Source organism: Pseudomonas sp. EggHat1 (genome assembly GCF_014892995.1).
GTDB classification, from domain to species: Bacteria; Pseudomonadota; Gammaproteobacteria; order Pseudomonadales; family Pseudomonadaceae; genus Aquipseudomonas; species Aquipseudomonas chaetocerotis.
In genome coordinates, this window is record NZ_JACKQK010000002.1 from 13,852 (window position 1) to 30,609 (window position 16,758).

Genomic DNA, 16,758 nt, shown 5'->3' on the forward strand with positions numbered 1-16,758 from the left:
TTTGGTAAGGAATTGAACCATGCGTCATCGTAAAAGTGGCCGTCACCTCAGCCGCACCAGCGCTCACCGCAAGGCCATGTTCCAGAACATGGCGGTCTCGCTGTTCGAGCACGAGCTGATCAAAACTACCCTGCCGAAAGCCAAGGAACTGCGTCGCGTTGCCGAGCCGCTGATCACCCTGGCCAAGGAAGACAGCGTTGCCAACCGTCGTCTGGCCTTCGACCGTACCCGTTCGAAAGCCATCGTAGGCAAGCTGTTCAACGATCTGGGCAAGCGCTACGCCACCCGTAACGGCGGCTACCTGCGCATCCTCAAGTGCGGTTTCCGCGCTGGCGACAACGCTCCGATGGCTTACGTTGAACTGGTCGACCGTCCGGTCGGCGGTTCGGTAGAAGCTGCCGAGTAAGTTGCTGGTTGTACAAGAAACCGGGCCTCGTGCCCGGTTTTTTGTTGCCCGTGATTTGTCGAGCCGAAGGTGGCTAGTCAGTGGTGTGAATATTTTTCCGCACGTATTGTTTGATATTGTGTACGTCATGGGGCTCGGGTAAGGTGCGGCTGTCTCCGCTTCGCCGCTGTGCCGGCCCCAACAAGAACAATTGCTGATCATGTCCGAACCTACTGCTTTGAGTCTCATCCCTCCTGTCGTTGTCCTGACCCTCGCCATCTGGCTGCGTCGCCCCATCCTTGCCTTGCTGGTCGGTGCCTGCAGCGGTCTGTTGCTGCTCTCACCCCAGGATGCGCTGGGTAGCTTCGCGGAAATCTCGCTGAAGGTTATGCAGGATGAAACCATCGGTTGGCTCATCCTGGTGTGCGGCAGCTTCGGTGCGTTGATCGCCCTGCTGGTGCGTACCGGTGGTGCCCTGGCCTTTGGTCGCAGCGCGCTGAAGCTGGCCAAGGGGCGTCGCTCCTCGCTGTTGATGACGTTCGTGCTCGGCGTGGTGATTTTCGTCGACGACTACCTCAATGCCTTGACGGTGGGTGAGACCATGAAACGCGTCACCGACCGTTTCAGTGTTTCGCGCGAAAAGCTGGCTTACGTGGTGGATTCCACCGCTGCGCCGATCTGCGTACTGGTTCCGCTGTCCACCTGGGCGGTGTTCTTTGGCGGCCTGCTGGAGAACAATGGCATCGCCGAGAGTGGTCAGGGCATAAATGTCTATATCCAGGCTATTCCCTACATGCTCTACGCCTGGGCTGCGGTACTGCTGGTGCTGCTGGTGGCTGCCGGGCTATTCCCGGATATCGGGCCGATGCGCAAGGCCGAGTTGCAGGCGCGCCACGGCTCCGCCGGTGCCATGCACGTTGGCGAGCTGAGCCCCGAGCACAATTACTCGATGAAATCACTGGAAGAGGAGTTCGAGGGGGCCGACAAGGAGGGGGGCAAGCTGCATAACTTCCTGGTGCCGCTGGCCATGCTGGTCGGCTTCACTGTGTATTTCGACATCGACGTGTGGATGGGCATGATCGCCACCATGTTGCTGACTCTGCCGTTCTATCTGGTACAGCGCTTGATGCCGCTGTCAGAGATGCTCGATCAGATGGTCGACGGCTTCAAGACGATGCTTCCGGCCATCGGCATCTGCGTGGCGGCTTTCGTCTTCAAGGATGTCTGCGATCAACTGATGCTGCCGCAGTACGTGGTCGAGACGCTCAAACCTTACATGACGCCGCAGATGCTGCCGGCCATGGTGTTCCTGTGCATGGCGGTGCTGTCGTTCGCCACTGGCTCGTCCTGGGGCATCTTCGCCGTGACCATCCCGATCGTCATGCCCCTGGCCTACGCCCTGGGTGCGGACATTCCACTGGTGATCGGCGCACTGATGTCGGCCGCAGCCTTTGGCAGTCAGGCCTGCTTCTACAGCGACTCCACTGTGCTGGCGGCGCAGGGCTCGGGCTGCAACCTGATCAGCCATGCGATCACTCAGCTGCCTTATACGCTGGTCGCCGCCGCAGTGGCTTTTGTGGGCTTCATTATCGTCGCCTGAATCTCCTTGCTCATCCTTGGAAAAGCGGGCCCTGGTTGCCCGTTTTTTCATGGCGTGCTCGAAAGAAAATAACTATCGAGTCGTTATGCTTCATGAATTGGTTCGCTTGGCAAAGCGGGTCTAGGCTTGTCCCATTGTTGGTCGCACTCGCTGGGACCGACCCGATGAGGAGAAGGAGAGAACCATGTCGAACCAAGGTAAATGTCCGTTCAATCACGTCGCTGGTGGTGGCACGACCAACAAAGATTGGTGGCCGAATCAGCTGCGTGTGGATTTGCTCAATCAGCACTCCGACCGATCCAATCCACTAGGTGAAACATTCAACTACGCCGAAGCCTTCAAGAGGCTCGATTACAAGGCGCTCAAGGCCGATCTGGTCAGACTGATGACCGACAGCCAGGACTGGTGGCCTGCTGACTTCGGTCACTACGGTCCGCAGTTCATCCGCATGGCCTGGCACTCTGCCGGCACCTATCGCACCACCGATGGCCGTGGCGGTGGCGGCCGTGGTCAGCAGCGTTTCGCGCCGCTCAACTCCTGGCCGGACAACGTCAACATCGACAAGTCGCGCCGCCTGCTGTGGCCGATCAAGCAGAAGTATGGCCAGTCCATTTCCTGGGCCGACCTGTACATCCTCGCCGGTAACGTCGCGCTGGAATCCATGGGTTTCCGCACCTTCGGCTTCGGTGCCGGTCGCGAAGACGTATGGGAACCGGATCAGGACGTCAACTGGGGCGCTGAAGTCGCCTGGCTGGGTGTCGATCCCAAGCGCGTCAATGACGAACGCGAGCTGACCGCACCCTTTGGCGCCACCCACATGGGGCTGATCTACGTGAACCCGGAGGGCCCCAATGCCAGCGGCGACTACCTGGCCGCAGCCAAGGACATTCGTGCCACGTTCTATCGCATGGCGATGGACGACGAGGAAATCGTCGCGCTGATCGCTGGCGGTCACACCTTTGGCAAGGCACACGGCGCAGCGCCGGAGTCGCACAAGGGACCGGAGCCCGAGGCCGGACCTATCGAAGCCCAGGGCCTGGGCTGGACCAGCAACTTCGGCAGTGGCTTCGGCAAGGACACGGTTTCCAGTGGCCTGGAAGTGACTTGGACGAAGACGCCGGCACTGTGGAGCAACAACTTCTTCGAGAACCTGTTCAAGTTCGAATGGGAGCTGACCAAGTCGCCAGCTGGCGCAAAGCAGTGGGTAGCCAAGGATGCGCCGGAGATCATCCCGGACGCGCACGTGCCGGGCAAATTCCACAAGCCGACCATGCTCACCACCGACCTGACCCTGCGCTTCGATCCGGAGTTCGGCAAGATCTCCAAGCATTTCTATGAAGATCCGCAGGCCTTCGCCGATGCTTTCGCGCGTGCCTGGTACAAGCTGACCCACCGCGACATGGGGCCTAAAGCCCGTTACCTGGGCCCGGAAGTGCCGAAAGAGGACCTGATCTGGCAAGACCCGCTGCCTGCTGCCACCCACAACCCGAGCGCTGCCGATATTGCCGATCTGAAAGCGAAGATCGCCGCTTCCGGGCTGTCGGTTGGTGATCTGGTGTCCGTGGCCTGGGCTTCGGCCTCGACCTTCCGCGGTGGCGACAAGCGCGGTGGTGCCAACGGTGCGCGCCTGGCGCTGGCACCGCAGAAGGATTGGGCCGCCAACCAGCGGGCGATCAAGGTGCTGCCGAAACTGGTGGAGATCCAGCAGGCATCCGGCAAGGCCTCCCTGGCTGACGTGATCGTGCTGGCCGGTAATGTCGGTGTCGAGTTGGCTGCCAAGGCTGCCGGTGTGACGGTAGACGTACCCTTCGCGCCGGGGCGTGTCGATGCGCGCCAGGATCAGACCGATGTCGACTCCTTCGATGTACTGGAGTCTGCTGCCGATGGTTTCCGCAACTACAGTAAAGGCAACCTGGGTGTGCCCACCGAGGCGATGCTGGTGGACAAGGCGCAGTTGCTGACGCTGACCGCACCGGAGATGACTGCACTGGTCGGTGGTCTGCGTGTGCTGGGCGCCAACTACGACGGCAGTCAGCATGGCGTGTTCACCGACAAGGTCGGCGTGCTGTCCAATGACTTCTTCGTCAACCTGCTGGATATGGGCACCGTATGGAAGGCCGCCGATGACAGCAACGAAGTCTTCGAAGGGCGTACACGCAAGGATGGCCAGGTGAAGTACACCGCCACCCGCAACGACCTGGTGTTCGGCTCCAACTCGGTGCTGCGCGCCTACGCCGAGGTCTATGCCAGTGCCGACGGCAAGGAGAAGCTGGTCAAGGACTTCGTTGCCGCCTGGACCAAGGTGATGAACCTGGATCGTTTCGATCTGGCCTGAGCCTGAGTGGCGCACCGGTGGTGCGTCAGTAAACCGCAACGCCTCCCTCGTGGAGGCGTTGTGCTTTTGCTTGACCGAACCGGGCCTCAGGCGGAGCATTGCCCTCTGCTCACGAACGCAACAAGGATTGCCGGCATGAAAGGCCATACCGAAGTCATCGACTATCTCAAGCATCTGCTCAAGGGCGAGTTGGCCGCGCGCGACCAGTACTTCATCCATTCGCGGCTGTATGAGGATTGGGGCTTCAGCAAACTCTACGAGCGCATCAACCACGAGATGGAAGAGGAAACCCAGCACGCCGATGCCCTGCTCAAGCGCATCATCTTTCTTGAGGGCGTGCCGGACATGGCACCCAACCCCTTCAAGTACGGGCAGACCGTGCCCGAAGCGCTGAAGCTGGATCTGGCCCTGGAATACGAAGTACGCGCAGCCCTGAGCAAGGGCATCGAGCTGTGCGAGAAACACCAGGATTATCAGACCCGCGACATCCTCCTGGTCCAGCTCAAGGATACCGAGGAAGACCACGCCTACTGGCTGGAGATTCAGCTGCAACTGATCGACAAACTGGGGCTGGAGAAGTACCTGCAGAGCCAGATGTAATGTAGGGTGCGCCGTGCGCACCGATACTTAGGTTGAGGTGCGCGCGGCGCACCCTACGGTGGGTTGTCCATCACGAAAGAGCCCCGCATGTGCGGGGCTCTTTCGTGTCAGGCGCGGTCGCGTTCCAGCAGTGGCTTGAGGAAGTGCCCGGTATGCGATGCCGGGTTGTCGGCCACGTCTTCCGGTGTACCGGTGGCGATGATCATGCCGCCCTTGGAGCCGCCTTCCGGGCCGAGGTCCACCAGCCAATCGGCGGTCTTGATCACATCCAGGTTGTGCTCGATCACCACCACGGTGTTGCCGTGGTCACGCAGGCGGTGCAGCACGTCCAGCAGTTGCTGGATGTCCGCGAAGTGCAGACCGGTGGTCGGTTCGTCGAGGATGTACAGGGTCTTGCCGGTATCGCGCTTGCTCAGCTCGCGACTCAGCTTGACCCGCTGCGCCTCGCCGCCGGACAGGGTGGTCGCGCTCTGGCCCAGCTTGATATAGGACAGGCCGACGTCCATCAGCGTCTGCAGCTTGCGGGCGATGGCTGGTACAGCGTCGAAGAAGGTACGGGCCTCCTCGATGGTCATGTCCAGCACTTCGGTGATGCTCTTGCCCTTGTACTTCACTTCCAGAGTTTCGCGGTTATAGCGCTTGCCCTTGCACACGTCGCACGGCACGTAGATGTCCGGCAGAAAGTGCATCTCCACCTTGATCACGCCGTCGCCTTGGCACGCTTCGCAGCGCCCGCCCTTGACGTTGAAGGAAAAACGGCCCGGGCCATAGCCGCGCGAGCGTGATTCCGGCACGCCAGCGAACAGCTCGCGAATCGGTGTGAACAGGCCGGTATAGGTGGCGGGGTTGGAACGCGGCGTGCGGCCGATCGGGCTCTGGTCGATGTCGACCACCTTGTCCAGATGCTGCAGGCCGTCGAAGGAATCGTGCGGCGCTGCTTCCAGGGTGGTTGCGCCGTTCAGGGCCGTGGCGGTCAGCGGGAACAGGGTGTTGTTGATCAGCGTCGACTTGCCCGAGCCGGACACGCCGGTGACGCAAGTAAGCAGACCCACCGGAATCTCAAGATCGACATTGCGCAGGTTGTTGCCCCGTGCGCCCTTGAGCTTGAGCAGTTTCTTCTTGTCGCGCGGGGTGCGCTGCGCTGGATAGCGGATCTTCTCGCGGCCGGACAGGTATTTGCCGGTCAGCGAGTCGGGGTGATTCATCACCTCGTCCGGCGTGCCTTCGGCCACGATACGTCCGCCGTGTACGCCAGCGCCCGGGCCGATATCGACCACGTAATCGGCCATGCGGATGGCGTCTTCGTCGTGTTCGACCACGATCACCGTATTGCCCAGGTTGCGTAGATGGTTGAGGGTGCCCAGCAGGCGTTCGTTGTCACGCTGGTGCAGACCGATGGACGGCTCGTCGAGGATGTACATCACGCCCACCAGGCCAGCACCGATCTGGCTGGCCAGGCGGATACGCTGCGCTTCGCCGCCGGACAGGGTGTCGGCGCTGCGATCCAGGGTCAGGTAGTCGAGGCCGACATTGACCAGGAACTGCAGGCGTTCGCGGATTTCCTTGAGGATCTTCTCGGCGATCTCGCCGCGACGGCCGGTCAGGTGCAGGTTGGCGACGTAATCGCAGGCGTCGCCGACCGGCAGGCCGGTCACTGCCGGCAGGGTCTTCTCGCCGACCCACACATGTCGCGCCTCGCGGCGCAGGCGCGTGCCACGGCAATCGGGGCAGGGCTGGGTGCTGAGGAACTTGGCCAGCTCCTCGCGCACGCTGGCCGACTCGGTCTCGCGGTAGCGCCGTTCGAGATTGGGGATGATGCCCTCGAAAGGGTGCGAGCGTTTGACGATATCGCCGCGGTCGTTGAGGTACTTGAAATCGACGCTCTGCGCACCGCTGCCGAACAGAATGACTTTCTGGTGTTCGGCGGCCAGCTCGTCGAAGGGCTCTTCCAGGCTGAAGCCGTAGTGCGCGGCCAGCGAACCGAGCATCTGGAAGTAGTAGACATTGCGCCGATCCCAGCCGCGTATGGCGCCCTCGGCCAGGGTCAGTTCGCCATTGACCAGGCGCTTGACGTCGAAGAACTGCTTCACGCCCAGGCCATCGCAGGTCGGACAGGCGCCGGCCGGGTTGTTGAAGGAGAACAGCTTGGGTTCCAGCTCGCTGATCGAATGGCCGCAATGCGGGCAGGCGAAGCGCGCGGAGAAGATGATCTCTTCGCCCGGCTCATCATCCATGGGGGCGATCAGGGCGATACCGTCGGCCAGGCCGAGCGCGGTTTCGAAGGACTCAGCCAGGCGCTGCTGCAGGTCTTCACGGACCTTGAAACGGTCCACCACCACGTCGATGGAGTGCTTCTTCTGCTTGTCCAGCTTGGGCAGCTCGTCCAGTTCGAACAGCTTGCCGTTGACCCGTGCGCGGACGAAACCCTGGGCGCGCAGCTCCTCGAATACCGACAGGTGTTCGCCCTTGCGCTCGCGGATCACCGGCGCCAGCAGCATCAGCTTGCGGCCTTCCGGCAGGGTCAGCACCTGGTCGACCATCTGGCTGACGGTCTGCGCTTCGAGTGGCACATCGTGATCCGGGCAGCGCGGAATGCCGGCGCGGGCATAGAGCAGGCGCAGGTAGTCGTAGATTTCGGTGATGGTACCGACGGTCGAGCGCGGGTTGTGCGAGGTGGATTTCTGTTCGATGGAAATCGCCGGTGACAGGCCTTCGATGGTGTCGACATCGGGCTTTTCCATCATCGACAGAAACTGCCGGGCATAAGCCGACAGCGACTCGACGTAACGGCGCTGGCCTTCCGCGTAAAGGGTATCGAAAGCCAGAGAGGACTTGCCGGAGCCGGACAGACCGGTGATCACGATCAGTTTGTCGCGCGGCAGGGTCAGGTCGATGTTCTTGAGATTGTGGGTGCGTGCCCCACGGATCAGAATCTTGTCCACTTACAACGGGCCTCGCTGGGCGGGCGGAAAACGGTCGAGTATAGGGCCTGGCGCTACCCTGCGGCAAAGTGTGCGCCTGTGCCGAAACGACGACGGCTGCTAGAATCGCCGGCTGATTTCCTCAGGGTTTATTCGATGCACGATCCGCACAGCGAGCGCATGAGTAGTAGCGAGACCCGCGCGGCCGGCGGCCTGGCTATGGTGTTCGCGTTTCGTATGCTGGGTATGTTCATGGTGCTGCCGGTGCTGGCCACCTACGGCATGGATCTGGCGGGCAGCACGCCTGCGCTGATTGGCCTGGCCATCGGTGCCTATGGCCTGACCCAGGCTGTGCTGCAGATTCCCTTCGGCATGCTCAGTGACCGTATTGGCCGACGTCCGGTGATCTACGCCGGCTTGCTGATTTTTGCTGCAGGCAGCGTGCTGGCGGCCAATGCCGATTCGATCTGGGGCGTGATCGCCGGGCGTGTGCTGCAGGGCGCCGGTGCGATTTCTGCAGCGGTAATGGCGCTGTTGTCGGATCTGACCCGTGAGCAGCACCGGACCAAGGCCATGGCCATGATCGGCATGAGCATTGGCCTGTCGTTCGCCGTGGCCATGGTCGTTGGTCCGCTACTGACTCGCGCCTTCGGCCTGTCCGGTCTGTTCTGGGCGACGGCGGCGATGGCGTTGCTCGGCATTCTGATCGTCGCCGGCATCGTGCCGAAAGACGCTGGCCCGCTGCAGCATCGTGAATCAGGCGTGGCGGCGCAGGCGCTGTGGCCGACCCTCAGGCACACCGACCTGCTGCGTCTGGACTTCGCCATCCTGGCTCTGCATGCGGTGCTCATGGCCAGTTTCGTCGCCTTGCCGCTGGCGCTGGTGGAGCAGGGCGGGTTGGTCAAGGAAGAGCACTGGTGGGTGTATCTCACCGCGCTGTTGATCGGTTTCTTCGGCATGGTGCCGTTCATCATCTATGGCGAGAAAAAGCGCCAGATGAAGCGCGTGCTGCTCGGTGCCGTCAGCGTGTTGTTGGCTTGCGAGCTCTACTTCGCCTTCTTCGGCAGCAGCCTGCGGGCGCTGGTACTGGGTATCGTGGTGTTCTTCACCGCCTTCAACCTGCTCGAAGCCTCGCTGCCGTCGCTGGTCAGCAAGGTGGCGCCGGCAGGCGGCAAGGGCACTGCGATGGGCGTCTATTCCACCAGCCAGTTCCTCGGCGCAGCCCTGGGCGGCATTCTCGGCGGCTGGCTTTACCAGCACATAGGCCTGAGCAGTGTGTTCATCGGCTGCGCCGCGCTCTGTGCAATTTGGCTGGCTATTGCTGTTACTATGCGCGAACCGCCGTACGTGACCAGTTTGCGCCTGCCGCTCGATGCCGCGGCACTGGCCGATGTCGGACTGGTCGAACGCCTCAAGGCAACGCCGGGAGTGGCGGACGCCGTGGTGGTGGTCGACGAAGCGGCCATCTATATCAAAGTCGATACCCAACAAGTGGATCGCGCGACGCTGGAAAGCCTGATCATATCGGCACCAGCGGCGTGCCGAGTCTAGGAGAACGTTATGGCCCGTGGGGTTAACAAAGTCATTCTGGTCGGTACCTGCGGCCAGGACCCGGAAACACGCTACCTGCCCAGCGGCAACGCGGTCACCAACCTGAGCCTGGCCACCAGCGAGCAGTGGACCGACAAGCAGACCGGGCAGAAGGTCGAGAAGACCGAATGGCACCGCGTCGCCCTGTTCGGCAAGGTCGCCGAGATCGCCGGCGAGTACCTGCGCAAGGGTTCGCAGGTGTACATCGAAGGCAAGCTGCAGACCCGCGAGTGGGAAAAGGACGGCATCAAGCGCTACACCACCGAGATCATCGTCGACATGCAGGGCACCATGCAGCTGCTGGGCGGTCGTCCGAGCGGTGATGAAGGCGGCGCTCCGCGTCAATCGCGTCCGGCCCCGCAGCGCGAGCCGCAGCAGGCCCCGCGTCAGGAGCGTCCTGCGCCGCAGCAGGCTCAGCCAGCGCCTGACTACGACAGCTTTGATGACGATATCCCGTTCTGACGCGTGATACCGAGCTGATACGAAAACCCCGAGCCAGACTCGGGGTTTTCTTTTTGGTGTCAAATCAGGCCTTCGGCCTTCAGGGCTTCGATCACCTTCGGGCGGGTGCCAATACGCGAGCGGTATGCCTGCAGGCTCGGCCACGGGTCGAGGGAGAAACCGACCGGGCCTGCCCAGCCCAGAACGGTGAACAGGTAGCCGTCGGCCACGGTGAAGCGATCACCGAGCAGAAACTCGCTCTCGCCGAGTTCGCCGACCAGCCAGTCGAGGCGCTTGCTCAGCAGGGCCTGCGCCGCCGCTTTCCAGTCTTCGCTCTGGGTCGGATTGAATAGGCTGCCCATCGGTTTGTGCAGTTCTGTGGAGATGAAGCTCAGCCAGCTCTGCAACTGGTAGCGCGCTTCGCTGCCATTGGCTGGCGCCAGGCCGCTTTCAGGCTTGAGGTCGGCGATGTACTGCGCGATAGCCGCTCCTTCGGTCAGTACCTTGCCGTTGTCCAGTACCAGGGCGGGGATATAACCCTTGGCGTTGATCTGGGTGAAATCGGCGCCCGACTCGGTGCGCTTGGTTTGAAGGTCAACCGCTTCCATCTCGAATTCGATACCGGCTTCGCGCAGGGCGATGTGTGGCGAGAGTGAGCAGGCGCCGGCTTTGTAGTAAAGCTTCATGCGAGATTCCTTGTGTTCATGGGTGGAGGGTGGGCGCGAAAGAGCTTACTCTTTGCTTTCTTTTGAGCAAGTACCCACCTACTGGTAAGTATTGGAGTCACTGCGATGCCCGATGACGTCCGCCTCGGCAATGTATTCAGTGGCGTTTGCCCAGCGCGCCATGTGCTCGCAGTGATCGCTGACAAGTGGTCGCTGCTGCTGATCCACGCGCTGGCGCATGGCGGCACCTTGCGTACCGCCGAGTTGCGTCGGCGTGTCGAGGGCATCTCGGAGAAGATGCTGATTCAGACGATTCGCCGCCTGGAGCGCTTTGGTCTAGTCGCACGCCAGGCCTACGCCGAGGTGCCACCTCGCGTGGAGTACTCGTTGACGCCGCTGGGGCATTCGCTCAGCGAGCCGATTCGCGCCATCGACCACTGGGTGGAGCGCAATGTCGCCGAGATCGCCCGGGCGCAGCAAGCCTTCGATCAGGCCGGAGAACTTGCTACCGATCCACTGCAGCGCGTGATTGCAGGGTGACGACACCGGGTAAAACCAGCAGAATATCGGCCATCATCGCCGCCACACCGGCTGGCAGAACAATTCTGGAGTCACCCGAGCCACCATGCGAATGCGCCTGATGCTGCTGGGCGGCGGTAGCGCCCTGGGGCAAGCGCTGATCCGTCTTGGCGCCGAGGAAGATATCGGCTTCCTCGCGCCACGCCCGCCGGAAGACGGTTGGGACGCCGCCAGTCTGACCGAGCTGCTCGACGAGACCCGCCCGGATGCACTGATCAACCTGGCCTACTACTTCGACTGGTTCCAGGCCGAGTCGGTGGTCGAGTCGCGCCTGCATACGCAGGAGCGCGCGGTGGAGCGACTGGCAGAGCTGTGCCAGCACCATTCCATCGTGTTACTGCAGCCGTCCAGCTATCGGGTCTTCGATGGTTCGCGAGTTACTGCTTACAGTGAAAAGGAAGAGCCGATCCCCCTCGGGCTGCGTGGCCAGGCGTTATGGCGTCTGGAGCAAAGCGTGCGAGCGATCTGTCCGCGTCATGTGCTGCTGCGCTTTGGCTGGCTGCTCGATGACAGTCGTGAGGGACTACTGGGGCGCTTTCTGCTGCGCGCCGAGCGCGACGATGCCCTCTATCTCGCCGATGACCGGCGCGGTAACCCGACGCCGGTGGACGATGCTGCGCGGGTGATTCTGGCGGTGCTCAAGCAGCTCGATTGCGAGTCGCCCCTGTGGGGCACCTATCACTACGGAGGCCATGAAGCGAGTACGTCGCTGAGCCTGGGGCAGGCGGTACTGAGTGAGGCGCGTCACTATCGCAGCAATCTGGTCGAGGATGTCGCGCCGCAAGCGCACGCCGCTCGTCCGGATGCAGTCGATGAGCCGCAGCACGCCGTGCTGGCCTGCAAGAAGATTCTTCACACCTTCGGCATCAAGCCGCGCGCTTGGCGCTCTGCTCTGCCGAGCTTACTGGATCGTTACTATCGCCATGGCTGAATTTCTCGTAACGGGTGGTGCGGGCTTTATCGGTTCAAACCTGGTCGACGCCTTGCTGGCCGCTGGGCACGGAGTGCGCGTGCTGGACAATCTGTCCATGGGCAAGCGCAGCAACCTGCCGCTGGACAACCCGCGTTTGCGCTTCATCGAGGGCGACGTCGCCGATGCCGAGGTGGTCGCGCAGGCGGTCGCTGGTTGCGCAGGTGTGGCGCATCTGGCAGCGGTAGCGTCGGTGCAGGCTTCGGTGGATGATCCGGTGTCCACGCACCAGAGCAATTTCATCGGCACCCTGAATGTCTGCGAGGCCATGCGCCAGCATGGCGTGCGACGCGTGGTCTATGCCTCCAGCGCGGCCATCTATGGCAACAACGGCGAGGGCGTGGCCATCGACGAAGCGACCGCCAAGGCGCCGCTGACGCCCTATGCGGCCGACAAGCTGGCCGGCGAGCACTACCTGGATTTCTACCGCCGCCAGCATGCTCTGGAGCCGGCGGTGTTTCGTTTCTTCAATATCTTCGGGCCGCGCCAGGATCCATCATCGCCGTACTCCGGGGTGATCAGCATCTTCACCCAGCGCGCGCAGCAGGGGCTGCCGATCAGCGTCTTCGGTGATGGTGAGCAGACTCGCGATTTCTTTTATGTCGGTGATCTGGTCGTGCTGTTGATGCAGGGCTTGCTCAGCGAGCAGGTGGTGAGTGATCCGCTCAATGTGGGGTGGAGCCAGGCGGTAAGCCTCAATCAATTGCTGGCTGAGATCGGCGTGCTTTGCGGCGGTTTGCCGCCGGTGACGCACTTACCGGCACGCGCTGGCGATATCCGTCATTCGCGTGCTGACAATGCGCGCTTGCAGGCTCACTACCGCATGCCAGAGCAGACGCCGCTGCGTGAAGGATTGCGCCAACTGCTCGGGCTGTAAGCTGCCGGAAACGTGAGGCGCCGCGACGGTTAGATCCCGTGGCTGGGCCGTTCCGCATGCGCTGTGCGCGGCGAAAAATGCGCCTTCATCGGCGCACCCTACGCATAGCCGGGCTATCGGCGTGCTATCCGGAGCACGCACCGTAGGGTGCGCCGTGCGCACCAAAGGTAGCTCGGGCTGCGCATCGGGGAAATGAAAAAGCCGGCATCTGCCGGCTTCTTCATTTCTGCGAGGGCTGTCAGAACTTGTAGCCCAGGCCGACCATGTAGATGAGGGGGTCGACGTCCACGTCGACCTTGGCCCGTACGCCAAGCGCAGTGTTGTCGACGTAAGCGGTGGTGTCGATATCGATATAGCGCACCTGTGCGTTGATCATCAGGCTGTCGGTCAGCATGTAGTCGGCGCCTACCTGCCAGGCGAGACCCCAGGAGTTCTTGGCGCGGAAGTTGTTGAAGCCATTGGCGCTGGCAGCGCTGCCGACGTGCTCGTCGAAGATCCAGGTGTAGTTGATACCGGCGCCAACATAGGGCTGGAAGGCCGACTTGGCGTCCAGCGGGTAGTACACCAGGCTCAGGGTCGGTGGCAGGTGCTTGAGCGAGCCCAGCTTGCCATTGGCTGCATCGAGGACGGTGCCTTTGATCTTCACATCGTGTTCGAACGGCGTTGCCGCCAGCAACTCGATGCCCAGATTGTCGGTGAGCATGTAGGCGAAGTTCAGACCCAGCTGAGTATCACTGTTCAGGGTTGCCTTGCCGCCCAGGTCGGTGCCGGCGAGACCGCCACGATCGACCTTGACGCTGGACGAGTCGGCCTCCGGATTGACAGTGATGGCGCCGGCACGGATGAGGATATCGCCAGCCTGATGGGCTTGTGCGACAGGGGCGGCGATGGCCAGGGCCAGCAGTGAGGCAGTGAACAGTGATTTGTACATAGCGAGCTCCAGTTCGAGTCGGTTGTGTCTTTGGCTGAAATCAATGCTAAGCCAAGCAACAATCAACTTTTTGACCTGGCTCAATAGATCGGCGAGCTCTGCTGCGGTGTTTTGTCCATTGCTTCGAATGCGTCTGTAGATGATAATGTTTCTCTTTTTGAAGCAAGCCTGTCTGTCGAGGACCCTCTGCGCATGAATCGCTTCCCCCTCCGTTCCCTGGCCGTGGCGCTGATGCTCAGCAGCGGCTCGCTGCTTGCCGCGCCGCTGGATGCTGCGCTTGACGAAAGCCAGCGCCTGGCCGCCGAGGCGAAAGCCTCTCAGGGCCGTGTCGAACAGCTGGATGACGCCAGCCGCGAGATGCTCAATGAGTACCGAAATGCCCTGCAGCAGGCTGAGGCTTTGAAAGGTTATAACAGTCAACTTCGTGACCTGGTCGAAGCCCAGCGTCAGGAGTTGGCCAGTTACCAGAAGCAGCTCGATGGCATCGAACGTACCCAGGAAGCGGTGAGCCCGCAGATGGTCAAGATGGTCGAGGTACTGGGCGAGTTCATTGCCGCAGATCTGCCGTTCCTGCCTGAAGAACGCGAGGATCGTCTGGCTCAGTTGCAGGATTTGTTGCCGCGCGCCGATGTCAGCCTGGCCGACAAATATCGCCGAATCCTCGAGGCCTACCAGATCGAAAGCGACTACGGTCGTACCCTGGAAGCCTGGCGTGGCGAGCTGACCCAGGCCGATGGCGGCTCGCGTAGCGTCGAGTTCCTGCGTCTGGGCCGCAGCATGCTCTATTACCAGACCCTCGATGCCCACGAGAGCGGCTGGTGGAACCCGCAGACCAAGGCCTGGGAAGTGCTCGACGGCAGCGCGCGTCGTCCGCTGACCCAGGCCATCGCCATTGCCCGTCAGCAGCAGGCGCCCGCCGTGCTGTCCCTGCCGATCAAGACCCTGGCCGAGGAGGCCGCACAATGAGTCGTCGTGTTGTAGCCGTACTGGCGCTCAGCCTGTTGCCGGCACTGGCCGCAGTGGCCGAAACCCTCAACCCCGATCAACTGCTGCAGCGCATTCGCAGCGAGCGCGCTGCCGAAGTCAGCGCCATGCAGGAGCGCGAGCAGGCGTTTCTCGCCAAGCGCAGTGAGCAAGCGCAACTGCTGGCCGCTGCCCGCTCTGCGCTGAATACCCAGAAAGCCGAAAGCGAGCGCCTGAAAGCCGAGTTCGATCGTCAGGAGGCCGAGCTGGCCGAGCAGGAAAAGCTGCTGGCACAGCGTATCGGTCACCTCGGTGAGCTGTTCGGTGTGGTACGCCAGAGTGCCGGTGATGTCGCCGGGCAATGGCAGGACAGCCTGCTCAATGCCCAGTATCCGGAGCGTCTGAAGCGCCTCAAGGCATTGGCTGAAAGCCGCTCGCTGCCGTCCGCCGAAGACCTCGACGGCTATTGGATGCTGCTGCTCGAAGACCTGGCCGCCAGCGGCCGTATCGAACGCCTGCAGTTGCCGGTGGTGAATGCCGATGGTTCGCGTCAGGAGCAGCAGGTGCTGCGTGTCGGCGCGTTCGCCGTATATGGCGAAGATGCCTTCCTGCGCTACGACGCCGATGCCGGGCAACTGGTGGCGCCGCCGCGTCAGCCCTCTGGTCTGGGCCAGGTCGAGGACTACCTGAGCAGCACCGACGCACTCGCCACGCTGCCCATCGACCCGAGCCGTGGCAGTCTGCTGGCGCAACTGCAACAACAGCCGACCCTGTGGGATCGCCTGCAGCAGGGCGGTCTGGTCGGCTGGGTGATCGTCGTGCTCGGTGCTTTCGGCCTGCTTCTGGCTGTCTGGCGCATGGTCTATCTGGGCCGCGTTGGCAGTGGCGTCAAGGCGCAGATGCATGACCTCAGCGCACCACGGCATGACAACCCGCTGGGTCGCGTGATCGGCGTGCTGGGTAACAAGCCGCAGCTGGCCGATCTGGAGACCCTGGAGCTGAAGCTGGACGAAGCGATCCTGCAGGAGACGCCGCCGCTGGAGAAAGGCCAGGGCCTGCTCAAGCTGCTCGCTGCCGTGGCACCGCTGCTCGGCCTGCTGGGCACCGTGACCGGCATGATCGTGACCTTCCAGGCCATCACCCAGAGTGGTGGCGGCGATTCACGCCTGATGGCTGACGGTATTTCCCAGGCGCTGGTGACCACCGTGCTGGGTCTGGTGGTGGCCATCCCGCTGCTGTTCCTGCACAGCTTGCTGGCCAGTCGCAGCAAGGGCCTGATCCAGATTCTGGAGCAGCAGAGCGCCGGTCTGATTGCCCTGCACCTGTCAGGAGCGCCGCGCCGTGACTGATCTGTTCGCCTTCTGGCTGCGTGCAGTCGACAGTGCCCATGCACTGCTCGACTTCATGGGGGCCGGCGGCGTGGTGATGTGGGCGCTGGCAGTGCTCTGCGTGGTGTTCTGGACCCTGGTGTTCGAGCGCTTCTGGTACATGCGCAGGATTTTCCCGCGCTGGGTGCAGGAGCGCCGCGAGGCCTGGCAACAGGTGCTGGCCGATGACAACGGCAACTGGCAGCGCGCCGTGCGCCTGGCCTGGCTGGCGCAGGCGCGGCAGCAACTGGCGGCGCCGCTGCGCCTGGGCAAGACCCTGGTGGCGCTGTATCCGCTACTGGGCCTGCTCGGCACCGTGCTGGGCATGATCGCCGTGTTCGACGTGCTCGCCCTCAACGGCACCGGTAACCCACGCGGCATGGCCGCAGGCGTGTGGCAGGCGACCCTGCCGACCATGGCCGGCATGGTTCTGGCCATTCCTGGATTGTTCAGCCTGGCGCGTCTCGAACGCGAAGCCAGCCAGGCCATCGAGCGGCTGGCCGACCAGCTGCGTCACGACTGAGATCGCCCAAC

15 protein-coding genes are annotated in these 16,758 nt (G+C 62.5%); 12 read left to right on the top strand and 3 right to left on the bottom strand.

What is annotated here, in order from left to right; all coding sequences use genetic code 11:
• Nucleotides 1–19: 19 nt before the first annotated feature.
• From rplQ to bfr, 4 genes are all read left to right on the top strand, one after another.
• Nucleotides 20–406, top strand: coding sequence for a 50S ribosomal protein L17 (rplQ, locus tag INS93_RS04285; protein WP_003243945.1), 387 nt, complete (start codon nt 20–22; stop codon nt 404–406).
• A gap of 199 nt (nt 407–605) precedes the next feature.
• Complete coding sequence (locus tag INS93_RS04290; protein WP_160016974.1) at nt 606–1,985, top strand: Na+/H+ antiporter NhaC family protein; 1,380 nt, start codon at nt 606–608, stop codon at nt 1,983–1,985.
• Between the two features lie 184 nt (nt 1,986–2,169).
• Nucleotides 2,170–4,320 carry a catalase/peroxidase HPI gene (gene katG / locus INS93_RS04295; protein ID WP_192980429.1) on the top strand — a complete coding sequence of 717 codons (2,151 nt, stop codon included), beginning with the start codon at nt 2,170–2,172 and terminating at the stop codon, nt 4,318–4,320.
• Between the two features lie 135 nt (nt 4,321–4,455).
• Complete coding sequence (gene bfr / locus INS93_RS04300; RefSeq protein WP_160016976.1) at nt 4,456–4,920, top strand: bacterioferritin; 465 nt, start codon at nt 4,456–4,458, stop codon at nt 4,918–4,920.
• A 107-nt stretch (nt 4,921–5,027) separates the two neighbouring features.
• On the opposite strand, the gene uvrA is transcribed toward bfr, so the two are convergent.
• Nucleotides 5,028–7,862 carry an excinuclease ABC subunit UvrA gene (gene uvrA, locus INS93_RS04305; RefSeq protein WP_192980430.1) on the bottom strand — a complete coding sequence of 945 codons (2,835 nt, stop codon included), beginning with the start codon at nt 7,860–7,862 and terminating at the stop codon, nt 5,028–5,030.
• 135 nt (nt 7,863–7,997) lie between these two features.
• Between uvrA and INS93_RS04310 the strand changes: the two genes are divergently transcribed.
• Together INS93_RS04310 and INS93_RS04315 are read left to right on the top strand one after the other, a co-directional pair.
• Nucleotides 7,998–9,392, top strand: coding sequence for an MFS transporter (locus INS93_RS04310; protein ID WP_192980431.1), 1,395 nt, complete (start codon nt 7,998–8,000; stop codon nt 9,390–9,392).
• Between the two features lie 9 nt (nt 9,393–9,401).
• Nucleotides 9,402–9,893: a single-stranded DNA-binding protein gene (locus tag INS93_RS04315; RefSeq protein ID WP_003463262.1), complete on the top strand. Its 492-nt coding sequence runs from the start codon at nt 9,402–9,404 to the stop codon at nt 9,891–9,893.
• 59 nt (nt 9,894–9,952) lie between these two features.
• On the opposite strand, the gene gstA is transcribed toward INS93_RS04315, so the two are convergent.
• Nucleotides 9,953–10,558 carry a glutathione transferase GstA gene (gstA, locus tag INS93_RS04320; RefSeq protein ID WP_192980432.1) on the bottom strand — a complete coding sequence of 202 codons (606 nt, stop codon included), beginning with the start codon at nt 10,556–10,558 and terminating at the stop codon, nt 9,953–9,955.
• Nucleotides 10,559–10,663: 105 nt separating this feature from the next.
• Here gstA and INS93_RS04325 point away from each other — a divergent pair, with 105 nt between their 5' ends.
• From INS93_RS04325 to INS93_RS04335, 3 genes are all read left to right on the top strand, one after another.
• A complete protein-coding gene (locus INS93_RS04325; RefSeq protein WP_104730397.1) occupies nt 10,664–11,077 on the top strand; it encodes a winged helix-turn-helix transcriptional regulator in 414 nt (137 codons plus the stop codon).
• A gap of 85 nt (nt 11,078–11,162) precedes the next feature.
• Nucleotides 11,163–12,047, top strand: a complete 885-nt coding sequence (locus tag INS93_RS04330) for a sugar nucleotide-binding protein (RefSeq protein ID WP_074858069.1) — start codon at nt 11,163–11,165, stop codon at nt 12,045–12,047.
• Nucleotides 12,040–12,963 (top strand): NAD-dependent epimerase/dehydratase family protein, encoded by a 924-nt coding sequence (locus tag INS93_RS04335; protein WP_074858072.1) that lies wholly within the window; start codon nt 12,040–12,042, stop codon nt 12,961–12,963. Before INS93_RS04330 ends, INS93_RS04335 begins: the two co-directional genes overlap by 8 nt.
• 238 nt (nt 12,964–13,201) lie before the next feature.
• Here INS93_RS04335 and INS93_RS04340 read toward each other — a convergent pair whose 3' ends face one another.
• The gene (locus tag INS93_RS04340) at nt 13,202–13,894 is read right to left on the bottom strand and encodes an OmpW/AlkL family protein (RefSeq protein ID WP_074858075.1); all 693 of its coding nucleotides are present in this window, start codon (nt 13,892–13,894) and stop codon (nt 13,202–13,204) included.
• 192 nt (nt 13,895–14,086) lie between these two features.
• On the opposite strand from INS93_RS04340, the gene INS93_RS04345 reads away from it, so the two are divergent.
• The 3 genes from INS93_RS04345 to INS93_RS04355 are packed head-to-tail and all read left to right on the top strand — an operon-like array spanning nt 14,087 to nt 16,747.
• Entirely contained in the window at nt 14,087–14,860 is a 774-nt protein-coding gene (locus INS93_RS04345) for a DUF3450 domain-containing protein (RefSeq protein WP_074858079.1), read from the top strand.
• Nucleotides 14,857–16,206: a MotA/TolQ/ExbB proton channel family protein gene (locus tag INS93_RS04350; RefSeq protein WP_192980433.1), complete on the top strand. Its 1,350-nt coding sequence runs from the start codon at nt 14,857–14,859 to the stop codon at nt 16,204–16,206. Before INS93_RS04345 ends, INS93_RS04350 begins: the two co-directional genes overlap by 4 nt.
• A complete protein-coding gene (locus tag INS93_RS04355) occupies nt 16,199–16,747 on the top strand; it encodes a MotA/TolQ/ExbB proton channel family protein (protein ID WP_192980434.1) in 549 nt (182 codons plus the stop codon). The genes INS93_RS04350 and INS93_RS04355 overlap by 8 nt, the downstream gene beginning before the upstream one ends.
• Nucleotides 16,748–16,758 lie beyond the last annotated feature (11 nt).

Bases quoted from the DNA above. Each gene is read 5' to 3' on its own strand.
- INS93_RS04335 (WP_074858072.1), top strand. From the start codon at position 12,040: ATGGCTGAATTTCTCGTAACGGGTGGTGCGGGCTTTATCGGTTCAAAC.
- bfr (WP_160016976.1), top strand. From the start codon at position 4,456: ATGAAAGGCCATACCGAAGTCATCGACTATCTCAAGCATCTGCTCAAG.
- INS93_RS04310 (WP_192980431.1), top strand. From the start codon at position 7,998: ATGCACGATCCGCACAGCGAGCGCATGAGTAGTAGCGAGACCCGCGCG.
- rplQ (WP_003243945.1), top strand. From the start codon at position 20: ATGCGTCATCGTAAAAGTGGCCGTCACCTCAGCCGCACCAGCGCTCAC.
- INS93_RS04350 (WP_192980433.1), top strand. From the start codon at position 14,857: ATGAGTCGTCGTGTTGTAGCCGTACTGGCGCTCAGCCTGTTGCCGGCA.
- INS93_RS04290 (WP_160016974.1), top strand. From the start codon at position 606: ATGTCCGAACCTACTGCTTTGAGTCTCATCCCTCCTGTCGTTGTCCTG.
- INS93_RS04315 (WP_003463262.1), top strand. From the start codon at position 9,402: ATGGCCCGTGGGGTTAACAAAGTCATTCTGGTCGGTACCTGCGGCCAG.
- INS93_RS04345 (WP_074858079.1), top strand. From the start codon at position 14,087: ATGAATCGCTTCCCCCTCCGTTCCCTGGCCGTGGCGCTGATGCTCAGC.
- INS93_RS04325 (WP_104730397.1), top strand. From the start codon at position 10,664: ATGCCCGATGACGTCCGCCTCGGCAATGTATTCAGTGGCGTTTGCCCA.
- gstA (WP_192980432.1), bottom strand. From the start codon at position 10,558: ATGAAGCTTTACTACAAAGCCGGCGCCTGCTCACTCTCGCCACACATC.
- INS93_RS04340 (WP_074858075.1), bottom strand. From the start codon at position 13,894: ATGTACAAATCACTGTTCACTGCCTCACTGCTGGCCCTGGCCATCGCC.
- katG (WP_192980429.1), top strand. From the start codon at position 2,170: ATGTCGAACCAAGGTAAATGTCCGTTCAATCACGTCGCTGGTGGTGGC.
- INS93_RS04330 (WP_074858069.1), top strand. From the start codon at position 11,163: ATGCGAATGCGCCTGATGCTGCTGGGCGGCGGTAGCGCCCTGGGGCAA.